The organism is Kineosporia babensis, assembly GCF_021129305.1.
Taxonomy (GTDB): Bacteria; Actinomycetota; Actinomycetes; order Actinomycetales; family Kineosporiaceae; genus Kineosporia; species Kineosporia babensis.
On sequence record NZ_JAJOMB010000010.1, the window covers coordinates 85,652 to 110,940 of the forward strand.

Annotated in this window: 21 protein-coding genes and 1 tRNA gene; 4 read left to right on the forward strand and 18 right to left on the reverse strand. The window is 68.8% G+C overall.

Features of this window, described 5'->3' with window-relative positions; translation table 11 throughout:
* Positions 1-27: 27 nt before the first annotated feature.
* From rpsG to LR394_RS19365, 14 genes are all read right to left on the reverse strand, one after another.
* Positions 28-498: a 30S ribosomal protein S7 gene (gene rpsG / locus LR394_RS19300; RefSeq protein WP_231443895.1), complete on the reverse strand. Its 471-nt coding sequence runs from the start codon at positions 496-498 to the stop codon at positions 28-30.
* Positions 498-872, reverse strand: a complete 375-nt coding sequence (gene rpsL, locus LR394_RS19305) for a 30S ribosomal protein S12 (protein ID WP_052530777.1) — start codon at positions 870-872, stop codon at positions 498-500. Before rpsL ends, rpsG begins: the two co-directional genes overlap by 1 nt.
* 439 nt (positions 873-1,311) lie before the next feature.
* Entirely contained in the window at positions 1,312-5,187 is a 3,876-nt protein-coding gene (locus tag LR394_RS19310) for a DNA-directed RNA polymerase subunit beta' (RefSeq protein WP_231443897.1), read from the reverse strand.
* A gap of 100 nt (positions 5,188-5,287) precedes the next feature.
* Complete coding sequence (rpoB, locus tag LR394_RS19315; protein ID WP_269329426.1) at positions 5,288-8,764, reverse strand: DNA-directed RNA polymerase subunit beta; 3,477 nt, start codon at positions 8,762-8,764, stop codon at positions 5,288-5,290.
* Positions 8,765-9,338: 574 nt separating this feature from the next.
* Complete coding sequence (rplL, locus tag LR394_RS19320; RefSeq protein WP_231443901.1) at positions 9,339-9,722, reverse strand: 50S ribosomal protein L7/L12; 384 nt, start codon at positions 9,720-9,722, stop codon at positions 9,339-9,341.
* 121 nt (positions 9,723-9,843) lie between these two features.
* Positions 9,844-10,401: a 50S ribosomal protein L10 gene (gene rplJ, locus LR394_RS19325; RefSeq protein WP_231443903.1), complete on the reverse strand. Its 558-nt coding sequence runs from the start codon at positions 10,399-10,401 to the stop codon at positions 9,844-9,846.
* Positions 10,402-10,644: 243 nt separating this feature from the next.
* Positions 10,645-11,067 carry a response regulator gene (locus LR394_RS19330; protein ID WP_231443905.1) on the reverse strand — a complete coding sequence of 141 codons (423 nt, stop codon included), beginning with the start codon at positions 11,065-11,067 and terminating at the stop codon, positions 10,645-10,647.
* A complete protein-coding gene (locus tag LR394_RS19335) occupies positions 11,064-12,842 on the reverse strand; it encodes an ATP-binding protein (RefSeq protein ID WP_231443907.1) in 1,779 nt (592 codons plus the stop codon). Before LR394_RS19335 ends, LR394_RS19330 begins: the two co-directional genes overlap by 4 nt.
* A complete protein-coding gene (locus LR394_RS19340) occupies positions 12,839-14,035 on the reverse strand; it encodes a PP2C family protein-serine/threonine phosphatase (RefSeq protein WP_231443909.1) in 1,197 nt (398 codons plus the stop codon). The genes LR394_RS19335 and LR394_RS19340 overlap by 4 nt, the downstream gene beginning before the upstream one ends.
* Before the next feature lie 268 nt (positions 14,036-14,303).
* Positions 14,304-15,014: a 50S ribosomal protein L1 gene (gene rplA / locus LR394_RS19345; RefSeq protein ID WP_231443911.1), complete on the reverse strand. Its 711-nt coding sequence runs from the start codon at positions 15,012-15,014 to the stop codon at positions 14,304-14,306.
* An 85-nt stretch (positions 15,015-15,099) separates the two neighbouring features.
* Entirely contained in the window at positions 15,100-15,531 is a 432-nt protein-coding gene (gene rplK / locus LR394_RS19350; protein WP_231443914.1) for a 50S ribosomal protein L11, read from the reverse strand.
* 32 nt (positions 15,532-15,563) lie between these two features.
* Positions 15,564-16,349, reverse strand: a complete 786-nt coding sequence (gene nusG, locus LR394_RS19355; RefSeq protein WP_407937081.1) for a transcription termination/antitermination protein NusG — start codon at positions 16,347-16,349, stop codon at positions 15,564-15,566.
* Positions 16,350-16,452: 103 nt separating this feature from the next.
* The gene (secE, locus tag LR394_RS19360) at positions 16,453-16,674 is read right to left on the reverse strand and encodes a preprotein translocase subunit SecE (RefSeq protein ID WP_231443915.1); all 222 of its coding nucleotides are present in this window, start codon (positions 16,672-16,674) and stop codon (positions 16,453-16,455) included.
* 169 nt (positions 16,675-16,843) lie between these two features.
* A tRNA-Trp gene (locus LR394_RS19365) sits at positions 16,844-16,916 on the reverse strand.
* A 224-nt stretch (positions 16,917-17,140) separates the two neighbouring features.
* On the opposite strand from LR394_RS19365, the gene LR394_RS19370 reads away from it, so the two are divergent.
* From LR394_RS19370 to LR394_RS19385, 4 genes are read left to right on the forward strand one after another with little or no spacing between them, the layout of a single operon-like run.
* A complete protein-coding gene (locus LR394_RS19370; RefSeq protein WP_231443917.1) occupies positions 17,141-17,992 on the forward strand; it encodes an ABC transporter ATP-binding protein in 852 nt (283 codons plus the stop codon).
* Positions 17,989-18,798: an ABC transporter permease gene (locus LR394_RS19375; RefSeq protein WP_231443919.1), complete on the forward strand. Its 810-nt coding sequence runs from the start codon at positions 17,989-17,991 to the stop codon at positions 18,796-18,798. The genes LR394_RS19370 and LR394_RS19375 overlap by 4 nt, the downstream gene beginning before the upstream one ends.
* The gene (locus LR394_RS19380; protein WP_231443921.1) at positions 18,795-20,000 is read left to right on the forward strand and encodes a sensor histidine kinase; all 1,206 of its coding nucleotides are present in this window, start codon (positions 18,795-18,797) and stop codon (positions 19,998-20,000) included. Before LR394_RS19375 ends, LR394_RS19380 begins: the two co-directional genes overlap by 4 nt.
* Entirely contained in the window at positions 19,997-20,644 is a 648-nt protein-coding gene (locus LR394_RS19385; protein ID WP_231443923.1) for a response regulator, read from the forward strand. The genes LR394_RS19380 and LR394_RS19385 overlap by 4 nt, the downstream gene beginning before the upstream one ends.
* 1 nt (position 20,645) lies before the next feature.
* On the opposite strand, the gene LR394_RS19390 is transcribed toward LR394_RS19385, so the two are convergent.
* The 4 genes from LR394_RS19390 to LR394_RS19405 form a co-directional block, all read right to left on the reverse strand.
* Positions 20,646-21,965 carry a hypothetical protein gene (locus tag LR394_RS19390; protein WP_231443925.1) on the reverse strand — a complete coding sequence of 440 codons (1,320 nt, stop codon included), beginning with the start codon at positions 21,963-21,965 and terminating at the stop codon, positions 20,646-20,648.
* Positions 21,966-22,021: 56 nt separating this feature from the next.
* Complete coding sequence (locus LR394_RS19395; protein WP_231443927.1) at positions 22,022-23,536, reverse strand: hypothetical protein; 1,515 nt, start codon at positions 23,534-23,536, stop codon at positions 22,022-22,024.
* 65 nt (positions 23,537-23,601) lie between these two features.
* The gene (locus LR394_RS19400; RefSeq protein WP_231443929.1) at positions 23,602-24,798 is read right to left on the reverse strand and encodes a helix-turn-helix domain-containing protein; all 1,197 of its coding nucleotides are present in this window, start codon (positions 24,796-24,798) and stop codon (positions 23,602-23,604) included.
* 102 nt (positions 24,799-24,900) lie between these two features.
* Positions 24,901-25,179, reverse strand: a complete 279-nt coding sequence (locus LR394_RS19405; RefSeq protein WP_231443931.1) for a hypothetical protein — start codon at positions 25,177-25,179, stop codon at positions 24,901-24,903.
* Positions 25,180-25,289: the final 110 nt, after the last annotated feature.

Below are 25,289 nucleotides of genomic sequence, written 5' to 3' on the forward strand. Positions count from 1 at the left end.
CGGACTAGCAGATGACTACCTGCTGAATTACCAGCGGTAGTGAGCGAACGCGCGGTTCGACTCGGCCATCTTGTGGGTGTCTTCGCGACGCTTGACCGCAGCACCGAGACCGTTGGACGCGTCCAGGATCTCGTTCATCAGGCGGTCCGTCATCGTCTTTTCGCGGCGGGCGCGGGAGTAGCCGACCAGCCAGCGCAGGGCCAGCGTGGTGGAACGGCCGGCCTTGACCTCGACCGGGACCTGGTAGGTCGCGCCACCGACGCGGCGGCTGCGGACCTCGAGGGTCGGCTTCACGTTGTCGAGCGCGCGCTTGAGCGTGATGACCGGGTCGTTACCGGTCTTGTCGCGGCAGCCTTCGAGCGCTTCGTACACGATCCGCTCGGCGGTGGACTTCTTGCCGTCCAGCAGGATCTTGTTCACCAGCTGGGTGACCAGCGGCGAGCCGTACACGGGGTCGATGACGAGCGGCCGCTTCGGGGCCGGGCCCTTGCGGGGCATTAGCTCTTCTCCTTCTTCGCGCCGTAACGGCTGCGAGCCTGCTTACGGTTCTTCACACCCTGGGTGTCGAGGGAACCGCGGATGATCTTGTACCGCACGCCGGGAAGGTCCTTCACACGGCCGCCGCGGACGAGCACGATGGAGTGCTCCTGCAGGTTGTGACCGACACCCGGGATGTACGCCGTGACCTCGATCTGGGAGGTCAGCTTCACACGAGCGACCTTACGCAGAGCGGAGTTCGGCTTCTTCGGCGTGGTCGTGTACACACGCGTGCACACGCCACGGCGCTGGGGGCTGCCCTTGAGAGCAGGGGTCTTGGTCTTGCTGACCTTGTCCTGCCGGCCCTTTCGGACCAGCTGCTGGATCGTGGGCACCGGTTCTCCGAACTCTCTGCTCGCTTGTGCTGCTCTACCTGACTTGCTGGTGGTGCTGGTCTTGCTGTTGTCCGGATCGTCGCGCACAGCCTCTGGGGCCGCACCCCGCGCTCGGGCGTGTCGCTTTCCTCGCGACCGCGCCGGCGACGTCCCGCGGAGTGGGAGCTTCGCTCGCGTATCGCACGCTGACAGATTCCGGACCGTCAGGAGGGCACGCGCGGCAGCCCGAGAGAACTCGGGCACGAAGTGTGAGGCTACCCGGTGCCCGCGGCGAGCGTCAAAACGGCCCGCACGCGGGTGACCGGGGTACTCCCCCACCTCGGCTGCACTGCAGACCGGACCCGGCCGGACGCCGGAGACCGCTCTGGTCCTACGTTTCCGAACGGCGCCGCAGGCCGGATTTGTTCCGGCCTGCGGCGACGTCGCGGGTACATCAGTCTCAGCGGTCGTAACGGCCGAGGTCGAACTCCTCCAGCGGGACCGCCTGGCCGGTGCCGACACCGAAGTGGCCGTAGTCGACCTCTTCGTAGCCGGGCATCGCGTACATCGCGGCCTTCGCCTCTTCGGTCGGCTCGACCCGCACGTTGCGGTAGCGGGGCAGACCCGTACCGGCCGGGATGAGCTTACCGAGGATGACGTTCTCCTTGAGGCCCAGCAGCGGGTCGCTACGGCCCTCCATCGCGGCGTTCGTGAGCACCCGGGTGGTCTCCTGGAAGGAGGCCGCGGACAGCCACGAGTCGGTCGCCAGCGACGCCTTGGTGATACCCATCAGGTCCGGGCGGGCCGAGGCCGGCTGCAGACCCTCGGCCACCACGCGGCGGTTCTCGGTCTCGAACCGGGCGCGCTCGACCAGCTCACCGGGCAGCAGCTCGGCGTCGCCGGACTCGATGATCGTGACCCGCTTCAGCATCTGGCGGACGATCACCTCGATGTGCTTGTCGTGGATCCCCACACCCTGGCTGCGGTACACGTTCTGCACCTCGTCGACCAGGTGCACCTGGACCGCCCGCGGCCCGAGGATGCGCAGCACCTGCTTGGGGTCGATGGCGCCCTGGATCAGCTTCTGGCCGACCTCGACGTGGGTGCCGTCCTCGACCAGCAGCCGCGAACGCTTGGAGACCGGGTACGCCACCTCTTCGGAGCCGTCGTCCGGGATCACCACGAGCTTGCGGGAACGGTCGGTGTCGTCGATCCGCACCCGGCCCGCGGCCTCGGAGATCGGGGCCACACCCTTGGGGGTACGGGCCTCGAAGAGCTCCTGGACACGCGGCAGACCGTGGGTGATGTCCTCACCCGCGACACCACCGGTGTGGAAGGTACGCATGGTCAGCTGGGTACCCGGCTCACCGATCGACTGGGCCGCGATGATGCCGACGGCCTCACCGATGTCCACGAGGTGACCGGCAGCCAGCGACCGGCCGTAGCAGCGGGCGCAGGTGCCGACCTTGGACTCGCAGGTGAGCACGGAGCGCACCTTGACCTCGGAGACGCCCTTGCCCAGCAGCAGCTCGATGCTCGGGTCGCCGAGGTCGGTGTTGGCGGCCAGCACGACCTCGCCGTCGATCACCACGTCCTGGGCCAGAGAGCGCGCGTAGACGCTGTTCTCGACCGAGTCGTGGGCCCGGACGGTGCCGTCGGCGCCGGTGGTGGCGATCGGCATCATCAGACCGCGCTCGGTGCCGCAGTCCTCCTCGCGGATGATCACGTCCTGCGAGACGTCCACCAGACGACGGGTCAGGTAACCCGAGTCGGCGGTCCGCAGGGCGGTGTCGGCCAGACCCTTACGGGCACCGTGGGTCGAGATGAAGAACTCGACCACCGACAGGCCCTCACGGAAGTTGGCCTTGATCGGGCGCGGGATGATCTCACCCTTGGGGTTGGCCACCAGGCCTCGCATACCCGCGATCTGGCGCATCTGCATCCAGTTACCACGGGCACCCGAGGACACCATCTTGAAGATGGAGTTGGTGCGCGGGAGGTTGTCCTCCATCGCCTTGGCCACCCGGTTGGTGGCCTCGGTCCAGATCCCGATGAGCTCCTGACGACGCTCGTCGTCGGTGATCAGACCGCGCAGGTACTGCGACTGCACCTTCGCCGCCCGGCCCTCGTGCTCGTCGAGGATGCCCTTCTTGGCCGGCGGGGTGACCACGTCGGAGATCGAGACGGTGACCCCGGAACGGGTGGCCCAGTGGAAACCGGCCGCCTTGAGGGCGTCCAGCGTCGCGGCCACCGCGACCTTGGGGTACCGCTCGGCGAGGTCGTTGACGATCGCCGAGAGTTCCTTCTTGCCGACGATCTGGTCGACGAACGCGTAGTCCGGCGGCAGGGTCTGGTTGAACAGCGCCCGGCCCAGGCTGGTCTCGAGGATGATCGGGTCGCCCTGGACCCACTCCTCGGGAGCCACCCAGTCGCGCGGCGGCACGATGTCGTCGAAGCGCAGCTTGATCTTCGCCTGCAGGTGCAGGTGACCACCGTCGAAGGCCATCTGGGCCTCGGACACCGAGCTGAACGAACGGCCCTCGCCGACCGGGCTCTCGTCGTTGTCGAGAGTCAGGTGGTACAGGCCGATGATCATGTCCTGGGTGGGCATGGTCACCGGACGGCCGTCGGCCGGCTTGAGGATGTTGTTGCTCGAGAGCATCAGGATCCGGGCCTCGGCCTGGGCCTCGGCCGACAGCGGCAGGTGCACCGCCATCTGGTCGCCGTCGAAGTCGGCGTTGAAGGCCGAGCAGACCAGCGGGTGGATCTGGATGGCCTTGCCCTCGACCAGCTGCGGCTCGAACGCCTGGATACCCAGACGGTGCAGGGTGGGCGCCCGGTTCAGCAGGACCGGGTGCTCGGAGATGACCTCTTCGAGGACGTCCCAGACCACCGGGCGGGCCCGCTCGACCATCCGCTTGGCCGACTTGATGTTCTGCGCGTGGTTCAGGTCCACCAGGCGCTTCATCACGAACGGCTTGAACAGCTCCAGGGCCATCTGCTTGGGCAGACCGCACTGGTGCAGCTTCAGCTGCGGGCCGACCACGATGACCGAACGGCCGGAGTAGTCGACGCGCTTACCGAGCAGGTTCTGCCGGAAACGACCCTGCTTGCCCTTGAGCATGTCGGACAGCGACTTCAGCGGGCGGTTGCCCGGGCCGGTGACCGGCCGGCCGCGGCGGCCGTTGTCGAACAGTGCGTCGACGGCCTCCTGCAGCATCCGCTTCTCGTTGTTGACGATGATCTCCGGGGCGCCCAGGTCGAGCAGGCGCTTGAGCCGGTTGTTGCGGTTGATCACACGCCGGTACAGGTCGTTCAGGTCGGAGGTGGCGAACCGGCCACCGTCCAGCTGAACCATCGGCCGCAGGTCCGGCGGGATCACCGGGACGCAGTCGAGCACCATGCCCAGGGGCGAGTTGTTCGTGGTGAGGAACGCGGAGACTACCTTGAGCCGCTTCAGGGCGCGGGTCTTGCGCTGGCCCTTGCCGGTCGCGATGGTCTCGCGCAGGTTGTCGGCCTCGGCGTTCAGGTCGAAGGACTCCAGCCGCTTCTGGATCGCGGCGGCGCCCATCCCACCCTCGAAGTACATGCCGAACCGGTCCCGCATCTCGCGGTACAGGATCTCGTCACCCTCGAGGTCCTGGACCTTCAGGTTCTTGAAGCGGTCCCAGACCTGCTGGATCCGGTCGATCTCGGCGTCGGCCCGCTTGCGCAGCTGCGACATCTCGCGCTCGGCCGACTCCTTGACCTTGCGGCGCACGTCGCCCTTGGCGCCCTCGGCCTCGAGCTCGGCCAGGTCGCTCTCCAGGCGCTTGGCGCGCGCCTCGACGTCGGCGTCCCGGCGGTTCTCGATCTCCTTCTTCTCCACCTCGATGTTGGCTTCCATCGAGGGCAGGTCACGGTGACGGTTCTCGTCGTCGACCCAGGTGATCATGTAGGCGGCGAAGTAGATGACCTTCTCGAGGTCCTTCGGCGCCAGGTCGAGCAGGTAGCCCAGCCGGCTCGGGACACCCTTGAAGTACCAGATGTGGGTGACCGGGGCGGCCAGCTCGATGTGGCCCATCCGCTCACGGCGCACCTTGGCGCGGGTGACCTCGACGCCGCAGCGCTCGCAGATGATGCCCTTGAAGCGGACTCGCTTGTACTTACCGCAGTAGCACTCCCAGTCCCGGGTGGGGCCGAAGATCTTCTCGCAGAAGAGCCCGTCCTTCTCCGGCTTCAGGGTGCGGTAGTTGATGGTCTCCGGCTTCTTCACCTCGCCGTGCGACCACTGCCGGATGTTCTCGGCGGTGGCCAGGCCGATACGCAGTTCGTCGAAGAAGTTCACGTCCAGCAAGACGCTGCCTGCTTTCTCCTGGTGTTGCTTGTGTACTGACCGTGCTCGTTGCTGTGGGGAGTGGCGCCGGCGCGCGCAAGGCGCGCGCCGGCGTCCTTACTCAGACTTCTTCGACGCTGCTGGGCTCGCGGCGGGACAGGTCGATGCCCAGCTCCTCGGCGGCGCGGAACACGTCCTCGTCCGAGTCGCGCATCTCGATCGACGTGCCGTCGCTGGAGAGCACCTCGACGTTGAGGCAGAGCGACTGCATCTCCTTGATCAGGACCTTGAACGACTCGGGGATGCCCGGCTCGGGGATGTTCTCGCCCTTGACGATGGCCTCGTAGACCTTCACCCGGCCGACCACGTCGTCGGACTTGATCGTCAGCAGTTCCTGCAGGGCGTAGGAGGCGCCGTAGGCCTCCAGGGCCCACACCTCCATCTCACCGAAGCGCTGGCCACCGAACTGCGCCTTACCACCCAGCGGCTGCTGCGTGATCATCGAGTACGGACCGGTGGAACGGGCGTGGATCTTGTCGTCGACCAGGTGGTGGAGCTTCAGGATGTACATGTAGCCCACCGAGACCGGCATCGGCAGCTTCTCGCCGGTACGGCCGTCGAAGATGGTCGCCTTGCCGGAGCCGTCGATCAGGCGCACGCCGTCCCGGGTCTTACGGGTGGAGTCGAGCAGACCGATGATCTCCTCTTCCCGCACACCGTCGAAGACCGGCGAGGCGACCCGGGTGTTCGGCTCGGCCGAGCGACGGTCCGGGGTGATCAGCTTGGCCCAGTCGGGCTCGCCCTCGATCTCCCAGCCGCGCGAGGCGACCCAGCCCAGGTGCGTCTCCAGGACCTGGCCGACGTTCATCCGGCTCGGCACACCGAGCGGGTTGAGCACGATGTCTACCGGGGTGCCGTCCTCGAGGAACGGCATGTCCTCGACGGGGAGGATCTTGGAGATGACGCCCTTGTTGCCGTGCCGGCCGGCCAGCTTGTCGCCGTCGGTGATCTTCCGCTTCTGCGCCACGTACACGCGCACCAGCTGGTTGACGCCGGGGGGCAGCTCGTCGCCGTCCTCGCGGTCGAAGACCTTGACGCCGATGACCGTGCCGCTCTCGCCGTGCGGCACCTTCAGCGAGGTGTCCCGGACCTCCCGGGCCTTCTCACCGAAGATGGCGCGCAGCAGGCGCTCCTCCGGGGTCAGCTCGGTCTCACCCTTGGGCGTGACCTTGCCGACCAGGATGTCGCCGGGGACGACCTCGGCGCCGATCCGGATGATGCCCCGCTCGTCGAGGTCGGCCAGGACCTCCTCGGCGACGTTCGGGATGTCCCGGGTGATCTCCTCCGGGCCCAGCTTGGTGTCCCGGGCGTCGACCTCGTGCTCCTCGATGTGGATCGAGGACAGGACGTCGTCCTGCACCAGGCGCTGGGAGAGGATGATCGCGTCCTCGTAGTTGTGCCCTTCCCAGGACATGAACGCGACCAGCAGGTTCTTGCCCAGGGCCATCTCGCCCAGGTCGGTGGCCGGGCCGTCGGCGATGACCGAGCCGACCTCCAGGCGCGCACCCTCGTCCACCAGCACCCGCTGGTTGTAGGAGGTGCCCTGGTTGGAGCGGCGGAACTTGGCGATCTTGTACGTGGTGTGCGAGCCGTCGTCGTTCATCGTGGTGACGGCCTCGGCCGAGACCTCGGTGACGACACCGGCGGTGTGCGCGACGACCACGTCACCGGCGTCGACCGCGGCGCGGAACTCCATGCCGGTACCGACCAGCGGCGCCTCGGACTTCACCAGCGGCACGGCCTGACGCTGCATGTTCGAGCCCATCAGGGCGCGGTTGGCGTCGTCGTGCTCGAGGAACGGGATCAGCGCGGTGGCCACCGAGACCATCTGCCGGGCCGAGACGTCCATGTAGTCGACGTCGCCGGCCGGGACCAGCTCGGCCTCGCCGTCCTTCGAGCGGGACAGCACGGCTTCCTCGGCGAACCGGTTGTCCTCGGTCAGCAGCGCGTTCGCCTGGGCGACCACGACGTGGTCTTCCTCGTCCGCGGTCAGGTAGTCGATCTCGTCGAGCACCTGGCCGTTCTCGGCCTTGCGGTACGGCGTCTCGACGAAGCCGAACGGGTTGATCCGGGCGTAGGTGGCGAGCGAGCCGATCAGGCCGATGTTCGGGCCTTCCGGAGTCTCGATCGGGCACATCCGGCCGTAGTGCGAGGTGTGGACGTCACGGACCTCGAAGCCGGCCCGCTCACGGGAGAGACCACCCGGGCCCAGCGCCGACAGGCGGCGCTTGTGGGTCAGGCCCGCCAGCGGGTTGTTCTGGTCCATGAACTGCGAAAGCTGCGACGTTCCGAAGAACTCCTTGATCGACGCCACCACCGGGCGGATGTTGATCAGGGTCTGCGGGGTGATCGCCTCGACGTCCTGGGTGGTCATCCGCTCGCGGACGACGCGCTCCATCCGGGACAGGCCGGTACGGACCTGGTTCTGGATCAGCTCGCCGACGGTACGCAGACGACGGTTACCGAAGTGGTCGATGTCGTCGACCTCGACCACCAGGTCGATCGGCTCGCCGTTCTTGGTGCCCGGCATGGTGCTGCCACCGGCGTGCAGGGTCACCAGGAAGCGGATGGCGGCGATGATGTCGTCGACCGTCAGCACGCTGTCGGTCAGCGGCAGGCTCTCGCCCAGCTTCTTGTTGATCTTGTACCGGCCGACCTTGGCCAGGTCGTAGCGCTTCGGGTTGAAGTACAGGTTCTCCAGAAGCGTCTGCGCGGCCTCACGGGTCGGCGGTTCGCCCGGGCGCAGCTTGCGGTAGATGTCCAGCAGCGCCTCGTCGGTGCTGGCGGTGTGGTCCTTCTCCAGGGTCTGGCGGATCGAGTCGACCTCGCCGAACTCCTCGAGGATCTGCGCCTCGGACCAGCCCAGCGCCTTGAGCAGCACGGTGACGGACTGCTTGCGCTTACGGTCGATGCGGACACCGACCATGTCGCGCTTGTCGATCTCGAACTCCAGCCACGCACCGCGCGACGGGATCACCTTGGCCGTGTAGATGTCCTTGTCGGACGTCTTGTCGATCGAGCGCTCGAAGTACACGCCCGGCGAACGGACCAGCTGGGAGACGACCACGCGCTCGGTGCCGTTGATCACGAACGTGCCGCGCTCGGTCATGAGCGGGAAGTCGCCCATGAAGACGGTCTGGCTCTTGATCTCGCCCGTGGTGGTGTTCATGAACTCGGCCGTCACGAAGAGCGGGGCCGAGTACGTCATGTCCCGCTCCTTGCACTCGTCGATCGAGTACTTGGGCGGTTCGAAACGGTGGTCACGGAACGACAGGCTCATCGATCCGGAGAAGTCCTCGATCGGGGAGATCTCCTCGAAGATCTCCTCAAGACCGGAGGTGGTGGGGACGGCCTGGTTCCCGCCGTCGATGGCGGCCTGAACACGGCCCTGCCACTTGTCGTTGCCGAGGAGCCAGTCGAAGGCCTCGGTCTGCAATGCCAGGAGGTTCGGAACCTCAAGCGGTTCATGGATCTTGGCGAAAGAGATACGGCCTGACGGGGTAGTCGAGCCACTGAACGCGGTGCGCGAGGCAGCCAAGAGGGGTCCTTCCACGGGCCTGCGGGCGTAACGTGCGCGCTCTCTGGAACCCCGGCGAATGGGACGCACGGAGGGCAGAGGTCAGCGCAAAGGCTCACCCTACTCGTAAAAGGCCAGGACTGTCTAGCCGGCAATTTCAGCCGGTACTGGCAACCTCGGCACGACGCCGACGACGAGCCTGCGGCAAGGATCGGGCACAGCCCATTCACCTGCATCTTCACGCTCTGCGGCGGTGCTTGCAGAAAGAGCATGACAAGCGCTCAGACCAGCGTCAACCCCACGCGCCGCGACATTCCGGCGACCGGTGCGCGGACTTTGCGCCGACTTCTGGGCCTGTTCACCCGCTCCGGGCGGTGCGTAGGAGCATCGTCCGGAGTAACGACCCAGGTACCTGGCCGTTCGGCGGAGGTTACACCCGTGCGGGGCAAGATCAACCGCCTGGGGACGTAGCACGCACCTTGGCCGCGAACGGCCACCGGGTACGTGGGAATCATCCCAAAACAGCGGATCCCCGCGCCTGCGGCGCGGGGACCCGACCGTTACGTGAATCTGTGCCCGGCGGACCGGGCGTGAATCACTTGAGGGTGACGGTGGCGCCGGCGCCCTCGAGGGCAGCCTTGGCCTTCTCGGCCGTCTCCTTGTTGACCTTCTCGAGCAGAGCCTTCGGGGCGCTGTCGACCAGGTCCTTGGCTTCCTTCAGGCCCAGGCTCGTGAGGCCACGGACCTCCTTGATGACCTGGATCTTCTTGTCACCGGCGGACTCGAGGACGACGTCGAACTCGTCCTTCTCGGCCTCGGCCTCGGCCGGGGCGCCGGGGGCGGCCGCACCGGCGATGGCGACCGGGGCGGCCGCGGTGACGTCGAAGGTCTCCTCGAAGGCCTTCACGAACTCGGAGAGCTCGATCAGGGTGAGTTCCTTGAAGGCGTCGAGCAGTTCTTCGGTGCTGAGCTTCGCCATGATGGCTTTCCCTTTCGGTACTGCGCTGCGAGCCGGGCTACGCAACGAGGTCTGGAGGAGGGCCCTGCGAACCTGCACCGCAGGACCCGGAAGTTCTGGTGGAACCGGACTGACCGCCAGGTCAGGCCTCGGCGGTCTCCGCCTCGGCCTCGGGCGCCGGGGCGCCTTCGGCCTGCTTCGCCCGGAGCGCGTCGACGGTGCGGACCGTCTTGGACGGCAGAGCGTTGAAGAGCACGGCCGCCTTGGTGAGCGAGCCCTTCATCGCGCCAGCCATCTTGGCCAGCAGGACCTCACGGGACTCCAGGTCGGCGAGCTTGCGCACCTCGTCGGCGGTGAGCGGCTTGCCCTCGAGGAACCCACCCTTGACGACCAGCGCCGGGTTGGCCTTCGAGAAGTCACGCAGCGTCTTGGCCACCTCGACCGCGTCGCCGGTGATGAACGCGACCGCGCTCGGGCCGGCCAGGTCGCCGTCGAACGCCGTGACGCCGGCGTTCTGGGCGGCCAGCTTGGTCAGCGTGTTCTTGGTGACCGTGTAGGACGCGTGGTCCTTGATGCTCTTACGCAGCTGCGTGAGCTGGGAGACGGTCAGTCCTCGGTACTCGGTCAGGACCGCGGCGTTGGAACCGCGGAACTTCTCGGTGAGTTCTGCGATCGTCGCAGTCTTGTCTGCCCGTGCCATGGGACTCCTTCACTTCTGTTACCGGTGCACCCACGGCCCACAGAAACGCGAAAACGCCCCGCGCAGGCGCACGGGGCGTTGGAATTCACCCGCGCCGGAGCGCAGGGAAGATCAAAGCTTTACCGGTCACCTAACGCAGGTCGCCCACGAGTTGCGGGACCTTCGGCCGCTCCCGGTAAGAGAGCGGCGACCGGCGATCTTTGGCTCGGTCAAGAGTACGGGCAGCACCGGCCGAATCCAAAATCAGCGGCGCGGCAGCCGCACCACGCTGACGAAGAAGTCGTCGATCTGGCGGACCACCGAGATGAACCGCTCGAAGTCGACCGGCTTGGTCACGTAGGCGTTGGCGTGCAGGTCGTAGCTGCGCAGCACGTCCTCCTCGGCCTCCGAGGTGGTCAGCACCACCACCGGGATCTGGCGCAGCCCGGCGTCCTCCTTGACCACCTGCAGCACCTCGCGGCCGTGCATCTTGGGCAGGTTGAGGTCGAGCAGGATCAGGTCGGGCAGCTGGGCGTCCTGGTACGGCGGGCGCCGGTAGAGGAAGTCCAGGGCCTCGCTGCCGTCCCCGACCACGTTCAGCCGGCTGGTGACGCCGGTCTCCTCCAGCGCCTCCCGGGCCATCAGCACGTCGCCCGGGTCGTCCTCGACCAGCAGCACCGCGATCATCCGGTCACCTTCGTCGTACCAGCTGTCTTGGTCACATCGGCTGCCTTGGTCACCTCGGCGGTACCGGTCACCTTCGTGGTGCCGGCCCCGCTGAGGGCCTCCGGTGAGCCGGTGAGCTCGAGCTGGCTGGTGGTCACCGGCAGCGTCCAGCGGATCGTGGTGCCCGGGCCTTCGGCCTGCTCCGGCTCGTTCCCGGTGTTTTCCTTGGCGTCAGCGGTGATGGCCTGGGCGGGTTTGGGGTCCACCCAGATCCGCCCGCCGTGGTACTCCACGATCTTCTTGCACATCGCCAGGCCGATCCCGGTGCCGCCGTAGACCTCCTTGGCGTGCAGCCGCTGGAAGATCAGGAACACCCGGTCGGCGTACTCCGGCTCGATCCCGATGCCGTTGTCGGAGCAGGCGAACTCCCAGAAGTCGCCGTTGCGGCGCACACTGAGGCGGATCCGCGGGTCGGCCCCGGAACGGAACTTGATCGCGTTGCCGATCAGGTTCTGCAGCACCTGGGTCAGCAGCGGCGCCTCACCGTGCACCACCGGCAGCTCGTCCGCCTCGATCTGGGCGCCGGACTCCTCGCGAGCCGCCTCCAGCGCGTACATGGCGTTCTTCAGGCACTCGGCCAGGTCGACGTCGGCCGCCCCGGTGCCGATCCGGCCCACCCGGGAGAACTCCAGCAGGTCGTTGATCAGCTGCTGCATCCGCTTGGCGCCGTCCACCGCGAAGTGGATGTACTGGTCGGCCCGATCGTCCAGCTGACCGCCGTAGCGACGCTGCAGCATCTGGCAGAAGCTGGCCACCTTGCGCAGCGGCTCCTGCAGGTCGTGCGAGGCCACGTAGGCGAACTGCTCCAGCTCCCGGTTGGAACGCTGCAGCTCCTGGGTCTGCTCCTCCAGGCTGGCGCGGGCCCGGCCGACCTCCCGCCGGGCCTCGTCGGCCTGGTCGATCTCGGCCACCAGGCGCCGGCGCATCAGCTCGACGTCGTCGCCGAGCTGGACGAACTCCGGCGGGCCGGTGCCCACCACCACGTGGTCGAGTTCGCCGTTGGCCACCATCCGGGCCTCACCGGCCAGGTGGGTGGCCGGGTTGCTGACCCAGCGCCGCATCAGGCTCCACAGCACCACCCCGGCGATCAGGCAGATGATCGCGCTGAGCACCCCGATCCCGAAGCCCAGGTTGGTGATCCGGGACAGGTGCGCGGCCTCGGCCTGGCGCTCGGGCCGCAGGATGCCGATGGCCTCGTCGTACTCGGCCCGGAAGTCGTCGAACAGGGCCCGGCCGGCCGCGAAGTCCTGCGGGGTCAGGTCGTCGCCGTCATCGATGCCGCGGATGGTCGGGGCGGCGAAGTCCTGGTACCAGGTCTGGGCGGCGGCCTCGGCCTCGCGCATCGGCCCGATCGCGGCGGTGCCCGGCAGGACCGCGGCCACCTGCTGCGAGATCGGGTTGTCCCAGGGCTGCCCGGAGTCGTTCAGCGGTTCCAGCGCCGAGCGTTCGCCGGTCAGCGCGTAGCCCCGGATCGCGGTCTCGGAGTCGAGCATCGCGATGAAGTAGTTCTGCGAGGTGCGCAGGCCCTCGTAGTAGTCCTCGACCACCTTCGCCTGCACGTCGCGGGTCTCCAGCAGGGTGATCACGGCGGCCCCGACCACTGCGGTCAGCAGCGCCACCACGAAAGCCAGGGCGGCGGCGATCCGGCCGTGCACACCCCAGGCCTGCGGATGCCAGACCCGCTGCCAGCCGGCCGGGCGGGCCGGGCGTTCGGGCCGGGTGAACAGCTCGCTCACTGGAACTCCCGCGGCCACTGCACAGCTATCACCGCGACGTCGTCGGGCAGTTCGCCGCCGTGCGCGCTCTGCACCCGGTCGAGCAGGTCGTCGACCACCGCGGCGCCGTCGTCGCCCACTGCGCGGCTGGACTGGGCCAGCTCGAGCAGACCGGGCACCCCGAGCTCGTGCTGCAGCCCGCGCCCGCGGGAGCCCTCGACCAGGCCGTCGGTGTAGAACATCAGCCGCCAGCGGGCGGGCAGGGTGATCTTGCGACCGCGCCAGGCACCGGGCGGCAGCAGGCCCAGGGCCAGGCTGGCCGGGTCCCCGGGCAGCTGGGTGGGCACCGGGTCGAGCAGCATCGGCGGCAGGTGCGCGGCCAGCCACAGGTGCGCGGTGAGCCGGTCGGCGTCGATCACACAGAGCGTGGCCTGGACGAAGATCTCCTCCGAGCGGCGCTCGCGGATCAGGACGTCCTCCAGCACCGGCAGAAGACGGTTGGGGTCGACCCCGGCGATCACCAGGGCGCGCCAGGCGACCCGCAGGCTCACCCCGAGGGCGGCCTCTTCCGGCCCGTGCCCGGCCACTCCCCCGATCAGCACGAACACCCGGCCGTCGGGCGCCTCGACCACGTCGTAGAAGTCGGCGCCGAGCAGGTCACCGGCCTGCGGGCGGTAGCGGGCGGTGACGCCCAGCGCAGGGTCGCGGGTCTGGGTCAGCGGCAGCAGGCCGCGTTCCAGCCGGGCGTACTCCTGGGTGCGCACCTCGCTGGCGTACAGCTGACGGGACTGCTCCTCGGCCCGCCGGCGCTCCATCGCATAACGGATCGCCCGGCTCAGCAGTTCGCCGTCCACCTGGCCCTTGACCAGGTAGTCCTGCGCCCCGGCGGCCACCGCAGCGGCACCCGAGCGCTCGTCGTCCAGGCCGGTGAAGCAGATCACCGCCACGTCGGAGGCCTCGTCGAGCAGGGTGTGCACGACGTCCAGGCCCTGGCCGTCGGGCAGCCCGAGGTCGAGCAGCACGCACCCGAAACGGGTGCGGCGCAGCAACTCCCGGGCCTGCTTCAGGCTCCGGGCGCGGACGATCTCGAAGCCGCTACCGGCCAGGTCCAGAAGATCCTCGACGATCAGTGCGTCGCCGTCGTCGTCCTCGACGAGCAGCAGCCTGCTCTCCGAGCGGGCCGCCGGTTCCTCCAGACGTTCCGTTTCGTACACCGGGCCTCCGCCCCACACATTCCGCGCACAGCAGACAGCGCTGGGGCCCGGCTGCTGGACCCTCGCCGCGGAAGCCATCTCCGCTGACGCCGCGCCTGATAACCCTACCTTGCGGATCCGGCCAAATTGACCTTGCCCAGGCGTGCCGATCCTGCTGTGTACCGAACGGTGATGATCATGCGAACGGCCCCGTCCGCGATCGCGAACGGGGCCGGTCGTCAGGTTCTGCGGGGCGGGCGGCGCCCGCCCCGTCGTCAGGCGAGCAGGCTCAGGCCTGGCTCTCCTCGAGGTTCTTCACCGCGTTGGGGTCGACCGGGATGCCCGGGCCCGACGTGGTGCTGACCGTGGCCTTCTTCAGGTAACGGCCCTTGGCGGCCGACGGCTTCAGACGCATGACCTCGTCGATCGCGGCCGCGTAGTTCTGCACCAGCTGGGTCTCGGAGAACGAGGCCTTGCCGATGATGAAGTGCAGGTTGGAGTGCTTGTCCACGCGGAACTCGATCTTTCCGCCCTTGATCTCCTCGACCGCCTTGGCGACGTCCATGGTCACCGTGCCGGTCTTCGGGTTCGGCATCAGGCTGCGCGGACCCAGGATCTTGCCCAGGCGACCGACCTTGCCCATCAGGTCGGGGGTCGCCACGACGGCGTCGAAGTCCAGGAACCCACCCTGGATCTTCTGGATCAGGTCGTCCGAGCCGACCAGGTCGGCGCCGGCGGCCTCGGCCGCAGCGGCCCGGTCACCGGTGGCGAAGACCAGAACCCGGACGGTCTTGCCGGTGCCGTTCGGCAGGTTCACGGTGCCGCGCACCATCTGGTCGGCCTTACGCGGGTCGACGCCCAGCCGGAACGCGACCTCGACGGTCGCGTCGTACTTGGTGGACGACGTCTCCTTGGCCAGCTTGACCGCCTCGAGCGGGGAGTACAGCTCGTCGCTGTCGATCTTCTCCGCCGCTGCGCGGTAGGACTTGCTGCGCTTCATGGTTCTCCTCCTGGAGAGCTGTGGTCAGCGGGCCGCGCAGGCCCTGCCACGTGGTGCTGGAAGTGAAAGTTCAGACCGGACGGACTCAGCCCTCGACCGTGATGCCCATCGAGCGGGCGGTACCGGCGATGATCTTGGACGCCTGGTCCAGGTCACCGGCGTTGAGGTCCTCGAGCTTCGTGGTGGCGATCTCGCGGACCTGGGCGGCGGTGAGGTTGCCGACCTTGGTCTTGTGCGGCTCGCCGGAGCCCTTGGCCACACCGGCGGCCTTCTTGATCAGCTCGGCGGCCGGCGGGGTCTTGGTGATGAAGGTGAAGGAACGGTCTTCGTAGACCGTGATCTCCACCGGGACCACGCTGCCGCGCTGGCCTTCGGTCTTGGCGTTGTAGGCCTTGCAGAACTCCATGATGTTCACGCCGTGCTGACCGAGCGCGGGGCCGATCGGCGGGGCGGGAGTGGCCTGGCCGGCGTTGATCTGCAGCTTGATCAGAGCTGAGACCTTCTTCTTGGGGGGCATGACGCTGTTCCTTTTTCCGGGTGGGTGGACGATCAGATCTTGGAGACGTCGGCGAACGAAAGTTCCACCGGGGTCTCCCGACCGAAGATCGAGACCAGCACCTTGAGCTTCTGGGCGTCGGCGTTGATCTCGGAGATGGTGGCCGGCAGGGTCTCGAACGGGCCTTCCATCACGGTGACGGTCTCGCCGACCTCGAAGTCGACGACCTTCACCTCGGACTTGCTCGAGCTCGAGGACTTGGCCGGCTCGGCCGGCGCCAGCGCCGGGGCGAGCATCGAGAAGACCTCGTCCAGGCTGAGCGGGACCGGCTGGTGGGTGTGCCCGACGAAACCGGTGACGCCCGGGGTGTGCCGGACGGCGCCCCAGGACTCGTCGGTGAGGTCCATCCGGACCAGGACGTACCCGGGGATCCGGACCCGGCGCACCTGCTTGCGCTGGCCGTTCTTGATCTCGGTGACGTCTTCCATCGGCACCTCGACCTGGAAGATGTAGTCCTCCATGTTGAGGCTGGTGGTGCGGTTCTCGAGGTTGGCCTTGACCCGGTTCTCGTAACCCGCGTAGGAGTGGATCACGTACCAGTCGCCGGGGGCCCGGCGCAGGCCGGCCTTGAACTCCTCGACCGGGTCGCCGGGAGGCTCGTCGTCGGCGCCCGCGGTGGGGGCGGCGTCCGGCTGGTCGTCGGTGGGCTGCGCGTCGTCGCTCGCGGGCGACTCGTCCTGTTCGAGGGCGTCGGCCACCTCGTTACGGGTGGCGCCGTCGAGACCGTCCTGCGCGAGGTCGGTCTCCTCCTCGGTGAACTGCGAGGTGTTCTCGGACACGCTTTGTCCTGCTTCCCTTCGTACCGTCCGGCCTGGTCTGGTTCGGTCAGGCCCAATCCTGGCGATCAGCACCCGGCAGCAGCCTTGCCGGCCGGTGGGCGAGCTAGTCGCTGCCGCCGAACGCCCAGAGGACGAGCTTGCCGAAGCCGAAGTCGAGTGCCGACACGTACAGCATCACGGCCAGGACGAAGACCAGCACCACGGAGGTGTAGGTGATCAGTTCGGTCCGGGTGGGCCGGACCACCTTGCGCAGCTCGGCCACGACCTGCCGCAGGAAGAGCAGCGGCCCGCCCCTGCGCTTCTTCGTCGACGACGTGCTGCTCACGGTCCTCACCTGGTTGTCGAGGCCTGGATGCCATGGTCAGGCCAGGACCGCCCCGCCCCCACCGGAGTGGGGAACTGGGATCGGCCCGTGATCTCGGCCCGCACCGAAGAGGTTCGGTGCGGACCCTTGTCAGCCTCGCGGTACGTCCTGTTTCCGCGAGCACATATCGCAGGGCAGGAGGGACTCGAACCCCCAACCGCCGGTTTTGGAGACCGGAGCTCTGCCAATTGAGCCACTGCCCTACAAGCGGATGCTCGATGCCAGCTGAGCACACCATCGGCGTGCGCCAGCATGGCGGTTCGCAACCACCCGGAGTGAGTCTACGCATCTCCAGGGGTCTGGGTCGAACCGGCACGTCGGCGCGGGTTTGCAGGCCACTCACCGAGCCGGGCGTCCACCGACCGGTGGACCCCGGTTCAGCCTGCTGGTAGTCCCCCACCGCAGGCCCGCTGACCAGGATGGACGCATGGCGGCGACGAGCACGGCCGGCCCGGCGCAGATCCGGGTCCGCGGACTCACCAAACGTTACGGCGACCACATCGCGGTCGACGACCTGAGCCTGGAGATCCCGGCCGGGGAGGTCTTCGCCCTGCTCGGCCCGAACGGGGCGGGCAAGACCACCACCACCGAGATCCTCGAGGGCTACCGCGATCGCGACGCCGGTGAGGTGAGCGTGCTCGGCCAGGACCCGCAACGGGCCGGCCGGGCCTGGCGCGCCCGGATCGGGATCGTGCTGCAGACCAGCAACGACTACGCCGAGCTGAGCGTGACCGAGCTGGTCGGGCACTTCGCCCGCTACTACCCCCGGCCGCGCGATCCGGACGAGGTGATCGAGGCGGTCGGGCTGCAGGACAAGCGCCGGGCCCGGGTGCGGGCCCTGTCCGGGGGCCAGCGCCGCCGGCTGGACGTGGCGCTGGGCATCGTCGGCGCCCCCGAGCTGCTGTTCCTCGACGAGCCCACCACCGGCTTCGACCCGCAGGCCCGGCGCTCGTTCTGGGAGCTGATCCGGCGGTTGCGCACCGAGGGCACGACGATCCTGCTGACCACGCACTACCTGGACGAGGCCGAGCAGCTGGCCGACCGGGTCGGGGTGATCGCCGGCGGCCGGCTGATGGCCGTGGACAGCCCGGCCCAGCTGGGCGGACGCCAGAGCCGGCGGGCGCAGGTGATCTGGCGCGACAGCCGCGAGGCCACCGACACCCCCACCCGGCTGGTGGGCGAGCTGGCCGGGCGCTACCCCGGCGAGATACCGGACCTGCAGGTGCTGCGCCCCACGCTGGAGGACATCTACCTGGACCTGATCGGAGAGCACTCGTGAGCGGCCCGGCCCTGCCCGGTGCGCTGCGGCTGGGGCTGGCCCGCACCGGGATCGAGCTCAAGGAGTTCTTCCGGCTGCGCGAGACGGTGGTCTTCACCTTTTCGTTCCCGGTGATCCTGCTGTTCGTGTTCGGCTCGGTGTTCGACGCCGAACTGGCCCCCGGCGTCTCGTTCGCGCAGTACTTCACCGCCGGGATGCTCGCCTCCGGGATCATGCTGTCCAGCTTCCAGACGCTGGCCATCGGGATCGCCGTGGAACGGGACGAGGGCACGCTGAAACGCCTGCGCGGCACCCCGATGCCGCCGCTGGCCTACTTCCTCGGCAAGATCGGCCTGGTGCTGGTGACCAGCGTGGTCCAGGCCGTGGTCCTGCTGCTGCTCGGGGCGCTGCTACTGAACCTCGAACTGCCCACCGACCCGCTGCTGTGGCTGCGCCTGGCCTGGGTCTTCGGGCTGGGGGTGGCGGCCGGCACGACCGCCGGGATCGCCTACTCGACCCTCGCCCGATCGTCCAAAAGCGCTTCCGCCGTGGTGGTTCCGGTGGTCGTCGTGCTGCAGTTCATCTCCGGAGTGTTCTTCGTGTTCACCGACCTGCCCGGCTGGATGCAGGCGATCGGCTCGATCTTCCCGCTGCGCTGGCTCGCCCAGGGCATGCGCTCGGTGTTCCTGCCGCCGGAGTTTGCCGCGATGGAGGCCGGCGGTTCCTGGCACCTGGGGGCCACCGCCCTGATACTGACCGCATGGCTGGTGGCCGGGATGCTGCTGGCGCTGCGGACCTTTCGCTGGCAGCGCCACGACCAGAAATGAACTCGGTCCACGTCTGGAACCGCTTCGAGCAGGTCTGGGCCGTCGGTTTCTGGATCCTGCTGGCCCTGATCACCGTGGGCCTGGTGATCAGCACCGAGGTCCCGGCGGCGAACCGGGTCACCGGCCTGGCCTGCGCCGTGGTGATCATGGTGGCGTTCGCCGGGCTGCGGCCGAGCTCGTACGAGCCCGGCGCCAAGGAGAAGACCTATCTGTGCGTGGCGATCGCCGCCACCGGCGTGGCCGCGGCGGCGGCGCCCTCGCTGACCCTGCTCCTGTCGGTGATCTTCGCCCAGGTCTGGCTGTACTCCCGGACCCATCGCGAGGCACTGGGGTTCTGCGCGCTGACCGGATTCGCCTGCACCGTGGGCCTGCTGACCTCCTCCGGCTGGACCTGGGAGGTGACCCGGATCACCGCTCCGGCGATGCTGGTGAGCACCGCGTTCAGCGCCGGTCTGGGCCTCTGGATCAGCCGGATCATCGAGCAGTCGGCCGAAAGGGCCGACCTGATCGGCGAACTGGAGAGCACCCGGGCGGAACTCGGCCAGGCGTACCACACTCAGGGTGTGCAGGCCGAACGCGAGCGCCTGGCCCAGGAGATCCATGACACCCTGGCCCAGGGATACACCAGCATCATCATGCTCACCCAGATCGCCCGGGCCGGGCTGGAGGCGGCCGGCCCCCTCGACCCGGCGAAGCTGGAGGAGCGGCTGGCGATGATCGAGGAGGTGGCCCGGGAGAATCTGGGCGAGGCCCGGGCCCTGGTCGCCGCCTTCGCCCCGGTCGGGCTGGACGGCGCCACCCTGGCCGATGCGGTGCGCCGGCTGACCGGGCGGTTCGGCGCGGAGACCCAGATCGCCGCGCAGGTCTCGGTGCAGGGCGAGCTGACCGGCCTGACCCGCGACCGTGAGGTGGTGCTGCTGCGCTCGGCCCAGGAGGCGCTGGCCAACGTGCGCCGGCACGCCGCCGCCCGCTCGGTCACCGTGCAGCTGGCCGGGGCCGAGGAGCAGGTGCGGATCGAGATCTGTGACGACGGAAAGGGGTTCGACGTGTGGGCCAAGGACCAGCCTCTGGGGTTCGGGCTGACCGGGATGCGGGACCGGGCCCAGGCCTGCGGTGGTGAGCTCGTCCTGATCAGCTCCCCCGGCTCCGGCACCCGGGTGTCGGTACGGGTACCGCGCACCCCGGCCGAGGCCGGGCGGTGATCCGGGTCCTGGTCGCCGACGACCACCCGATCGTGCGCTCCGGGTTGGCCGGCCTGCTCGACGTGGAGACGGACATGACCATCGTGGGCGAGGCCGGTGACGGTGAGGAGGCGGTCGCCCGGGCCACCGCGCTGCGGCCCGACGTGGTGCTGATGGATCTGCGGATGCCCGGCTTGGACGGGGTCGGGGCCACCCGCCGGATCACCGCCGCCCTGCCGCAGACCCGGGTGCTGGTGCTGACCACCTACGACACCGACGACGACATCGTGCACGCGGTGGAGGCCGGGGCCACCGGTTACCTGCTGAAGGACACGCCGCGCCCGGTCCTGGTGGATGCCGTGCGCTCGGCCGCCCGGGGCGAGACCGTGCTGGCCCCGCCGGTCGCGGCCCGGCTGGTCTCGCGCCTGCGCACGCCGGCCCCGGCGCCGCTGGTGAACCCACTCACGCCGCGCGAGGTCGAGGTGCTGCGGGCGGTGGCCCGGGGCCTGTCCAACGCGGAGATCGGCCGCTCTCTCTTCATCGGCGAGGCGACCGTGAAGACGCATCTGCTCAGGGTTTTCGCCAAGCTCGGGGTGGATGACCGGACCCGCGCGGTGACGGCGGCGATGGAACTGGGCATCCTGCCGCCGCCCGCCACCCGCTGACCTACATCACCCCGACCCGCTGGAACTCGTCGATGCCGAGCTGGTTCAGCGCGGCCTTGTAGGAGTCCTGGCGGCGCAGCTGGGCCAGTTCGTAGCGCCAGGTGGCCAGGTCCTGCTGCCACAGCGCGACGAACTCGGCCAGCTCGTGCGAGGTGATCCGGTCAAGCCGCTCCTGCCCGGCCCGCACTGCCTCCAGCTGCTGCAGCGCCGCCGGGGTGAACCGGGCCAGCGCTTCCAGCCGGGCCACCACCTCGCCGTGCAGCTGCCGGCGCCCGTCGATCACCTGCGACCAGTAACCCCGGTAGCGGGCCGGCTCGACGATCTTCGTACGGTCGGCCACCGGCCCCTTACCCACCAGCCCGAGCAGCAGGTCGGCCGGCGACTGATGCAGGAGCGCGAAAAGCCCCTCCCCCAGCACGTCGCCGAACTCCTCGCGAGCGGCCCGGCGGGGGTCGAACGGGTTGTACGGCTGCTGGTCGACCGTGCCGGGCAGGGCCATCCGCCGATCGCGCACCGCCTCCCAGCAGAACAGCCAGTCCTCGTTGTAGACGGCTGGGAAGAACGGCAGCGGCCGGGTGAGGTCCACCAGGAGGCAGCCCCCGGCCAGGAAGGTGTCCTGGGTCAGGCCCACGGTGCGCCGGGCATGGCAGACCACCGAGTTGTCCGGGAACTCGTGGGCCGGCCAGCTCGCCATCGACGCGCCGCCCGGGCCCAGCATCGATACTCCCCGGGCAATTTCCGACGCCGGCGGGGGCTGAATGTCGTCGTCCAGGAACAGCAACCGCCGCCAGCCCAGCTGCCGGGAGAGCAGAAGAGCCACGTTGCGTTTGGTGCTGGCGTCCAGGTACGGCGCCGGGTCCGCAGCTGAGCCGACCAGCTCAACCACCCCGGTGGTGACGTCCGCGCCGGCGGCGACCACTTCGTCCTTAGTTTGAAAGCTTTTGGACGCTCTTGGGTCGCCGACACCGGCGGCGGCCGCGACCGGTCTGAACCGATGCCGCGACTCCAGCGCGAGCTCACGGGTACGCATCCGGCGTACCGCGGTCGGAGGTTCCTCGGGGATCGCGAAAGCGACCCCCTGCCAGCTGTCCAGCTCCCTGGCGACGTCCTCCACCCGGGCGCGACCGCTGCAGGCCACCACCAACGGGCAGTCGAGCTCCTCCGCCAGCGCGACGGCGGCGCTCAGCCCCTGACTAGGTCTGCTGGCCGGCACCACCACCGCGCAGACCGTGTCCGGATAGACCTCCGGCCATTCCGGCCGGACCAGATGAGCATGTGATGGACGATGTGCAACCGCCCGTACCGATTCCCCGTGCAGCACAAAGGCACCCGCCTTCCCCCGTGCAGTGACAGCGGTTGGCGGGAGCGTATTCGCTGTCAGAACGTAACTTTCCGGCCCCTGTCAGTAGTCGATGCTGACCGGGCGACGCGATCCTGACAACCCTGTTCCGCCTCCGGGTGCGGCCAGCGGGCCCGCACCGAGGCCAGCAGCCGCGGAATTTCGGTCTCGGTCTCCGGCCCGGCCGCCTCCTGCGACAGCCTGACCAGCACGGACTTCCAGAAGTCCCAATCCTGACGCCACTTGGTGGTGTAGGCGAGCAGTTTTCGGTGATGCAGCTGCTGGTGCGTCCAGAGTGCAGTGTTCATGCAGACCACCACCGGGTCGTCCGACCGGGGTGGTTTGCCCTCGTCCCAGAGCAGCAGGTCGCCGGCCCGGCCCCGGACGATGGTGCGCAGCAGGGTGCGGCGCCGGGCCATCACCCGCTTCCAGTACTGCCCGCTCACCACCCGGGCGAAGGCCGGGCCGTGGTCCTCGGCCAGGTTCATCAGCCCCTCGGCGAGGATCTCCCCGGTCTCCTCCGAACGGGCCCGCTCCGGGCAGAACGCCTCGTACGGTTTCTGGTGCACCGGCCCGGCGTGGGCCAGTGCCCGCTGGTAGTCCCGGGCCCCGGCCAGGGTCTGCAGCACCAGCATCCAGTCCTCGTTGTAGACCCCGTGCGGGAAGAACGCGGTGTCCTCGCCGACCCGCAGCAGCAGGGCCCCGCTGCTGATGAAGATGTCCTGGGGCAGGCCGACCAGTGGCCGGGCGTGCCCGACCACCGAGTTGTCGTCGAAGTCGCGCAGCGTCCAGCCGACGATCATCAGGTCCGGGTCCTCGTTCAGCACCCGCAGGGCGTGCGCCAGGTAGCGCGGGGTGAGGGTGGGGCCCTGGGCGGCGGCCCGGATGTCGTCGTCCAGGAAGAGCACGAACTCCCAGCCGAAGCGCACCGCCAGCATGATCCCGAGGTTGCGCTTCCAGCCCACGTCGTTGCACCGGTGCAGGCTGCTCAGTTCGTCCTCGGCGGTGGCGAACCCGGGCTGCCAGGAGGGCGAGACGCTGTCCAGGTCCACCAGCACCAGGGCATCACCGAGCAGGTCACGAACGCTCTGCGGGAACTCCTCCGGCAGGGCGTCGCGACTGTGCACGACGATCAGCGGGCAGCCGTGGGTCAGGGCGATGTCGGCGGCGAAGAGCAGGCCCTCTTCGGTGAGCCGGAAGGACCGGCCGGTGGGGACCACGATGCCGCCCACCCGCCGGCCGGTGTCTGGACGCCGGGCGCCCAGCAGCGGGCCGTAGGCGCACAGTTCGCTGCCCTCCGGCGGCAGGGCCGGTCGCCCCGGGCCGAAAAGGCTGGTCAGCAGAACCGAATGGGTGGCCCGGTAGTCGGCCGAGGAGTCGGGCCGGGGTTCCTGCACCGGGACCGGCAGTTCGTCCGGGGCCACCGGGACGACGAAGTCCGGCTCGACCACGACGGCGAGAGCGGGCTCGGCGGGGACGGTGGCGTCCGGCGTCGTCGGGACGGCGAGCGGGCGCGGGTCAGGGTGCGTCCGCAGGAAGGACGCATGAGGCATCGAAGGCATGGCCCGGTTTTCGTCTTGGGCGGCCGGGCCCGCCGGGCCCGGCCGCGATCAGAGAATCAGGAGTATCGGATCCGGGTGCTGGACCGGCCCAGGTCGGGCGTCATCGTGGTTCCGGCGATCACCGAGACCCGCAGCAGCATCCAGAAGTCCTCGGGGTCGACGTTGCTGTCCACCCACTGCTCGTTCCGGCCCCGGAACCGGGCATCGGTGAATGCCCTTACCGCGCCGTAGGTTCCGCGACTGAACATGCCCCCGAACCGGGTTGCGGTCGAACCGGGGTTGAACGGGTTACGGCTACGGTGCACGATCGCGACGTCGGAGGTCAGCTCGGGCGCGCCGAGATGGAAGCGCCGATTGCGGTCGTCGTCGGTACCGCGGACCCATTTCGGCCGGTGCGACTCGGTGGTCACCGCGTTCGCCGGCTCGGTGGTCGGGATGTTCTCGGCGTCGAGGGGGATCTGCACCTCGCCGTCGAACTCCACGCCGTCCGGATCCCACTGCATCCGGACCGGGGTGTCCAGCCGCTCGCGCAGGATCTCCAGCACCGTGGTGGACCCGCCGATCGGCACCTCGCCCAGGCTCTCGTCGACCCCGCCGAGCAGGATCAGGTGCCCGGTGAGCTGGTCGGCCGAGCTCACCCGGTCGTAGGTCAGCCAGCTGACCTCCGCGGTCGGGCTCTCCGCGCGTACGTGACCGACCAGTTCGACCAGGGCGTCGATGTCCGCGTTGTAGAGGTTGCGGACGAAGTTGGGGTGGTTCTCGTTGGTGGTGTACTGCACCGCCGGGAGCAACTCGCCCGCCTGCGCCCGCTGCTGCGTGTAGCCCAGTTGCCGGCTGCTCAACGGGGTGCAGAGGATGGTGACCGGCTGGCCGTCCGCGTAGTACAGGAACCGCCCGCCCAGCGCGCCGGTCTCCCGGTCCTGCTCGCTGGGTTCGTCCAGCACGCTGTTGCGCAGGGCCCGCAGTTCGTCGAACAGCCGCTCCCGGGCGAACTCCTCCTCCTGGGAGAGTGCGTCCTCGTCCAGCGGGATCAGCTTGTCGCCCTGCAGCGACCGCTCCGTGCAGAACAGCAGGGCGTAACCGGCCAGCCGGTCCTCGGGCGGGGTGGCCGCCCCGCTCTCCCAGGAACTGACCAGGGCGCCGCTCAGGCCCAGCGCCTGAGAGACCTGCTTCTGCGTGAGCGCCTGGGGGAACTGCCGGTTGCGCAGGGCCCGCAACCGGCTTCCCAGACGGATGTCTCCTGACTCTGCCACCGCCGCACCCCCGCTTCACTGAAGTCCGCTGGAACTACAGTCGATTCCGACCACTCAAGTTAACCACTGAAGGGCTTCAGCCGGGGAGATCCTGAGCGGAATTCAAACAGCACGTGTCACGCACCGGCGAAATCGTTGCCAGACCTCAGAGAATTCCGCACTTAGCCAGGTCGACATTTCTTTAATGACATTGATTAATGCCAGAGTCCTGTCGAAACTGACAACGTTGCAGGGCTTCTGGACCGCCCGCCGGTGAAGCTCAGCCGAAGCGCGCCGTACATCAGTGAGCACCAACCGTGCAGGGCTGAATGGCGCTGAAGTTTCATTTATTGCCCAGAATTGTTCCTGAAACGGCTTGCCGTCCGGCTTCAGGTTGGCCACACTGATATCAGGCGCTTTTCAGCTGAACACCAGTCACCCCGTCGGCCACTTCAGCGGCGGAACTGACGGACCGCAAGCCTTCACCACAAGCTTCAGCGCCGCAGCAACAC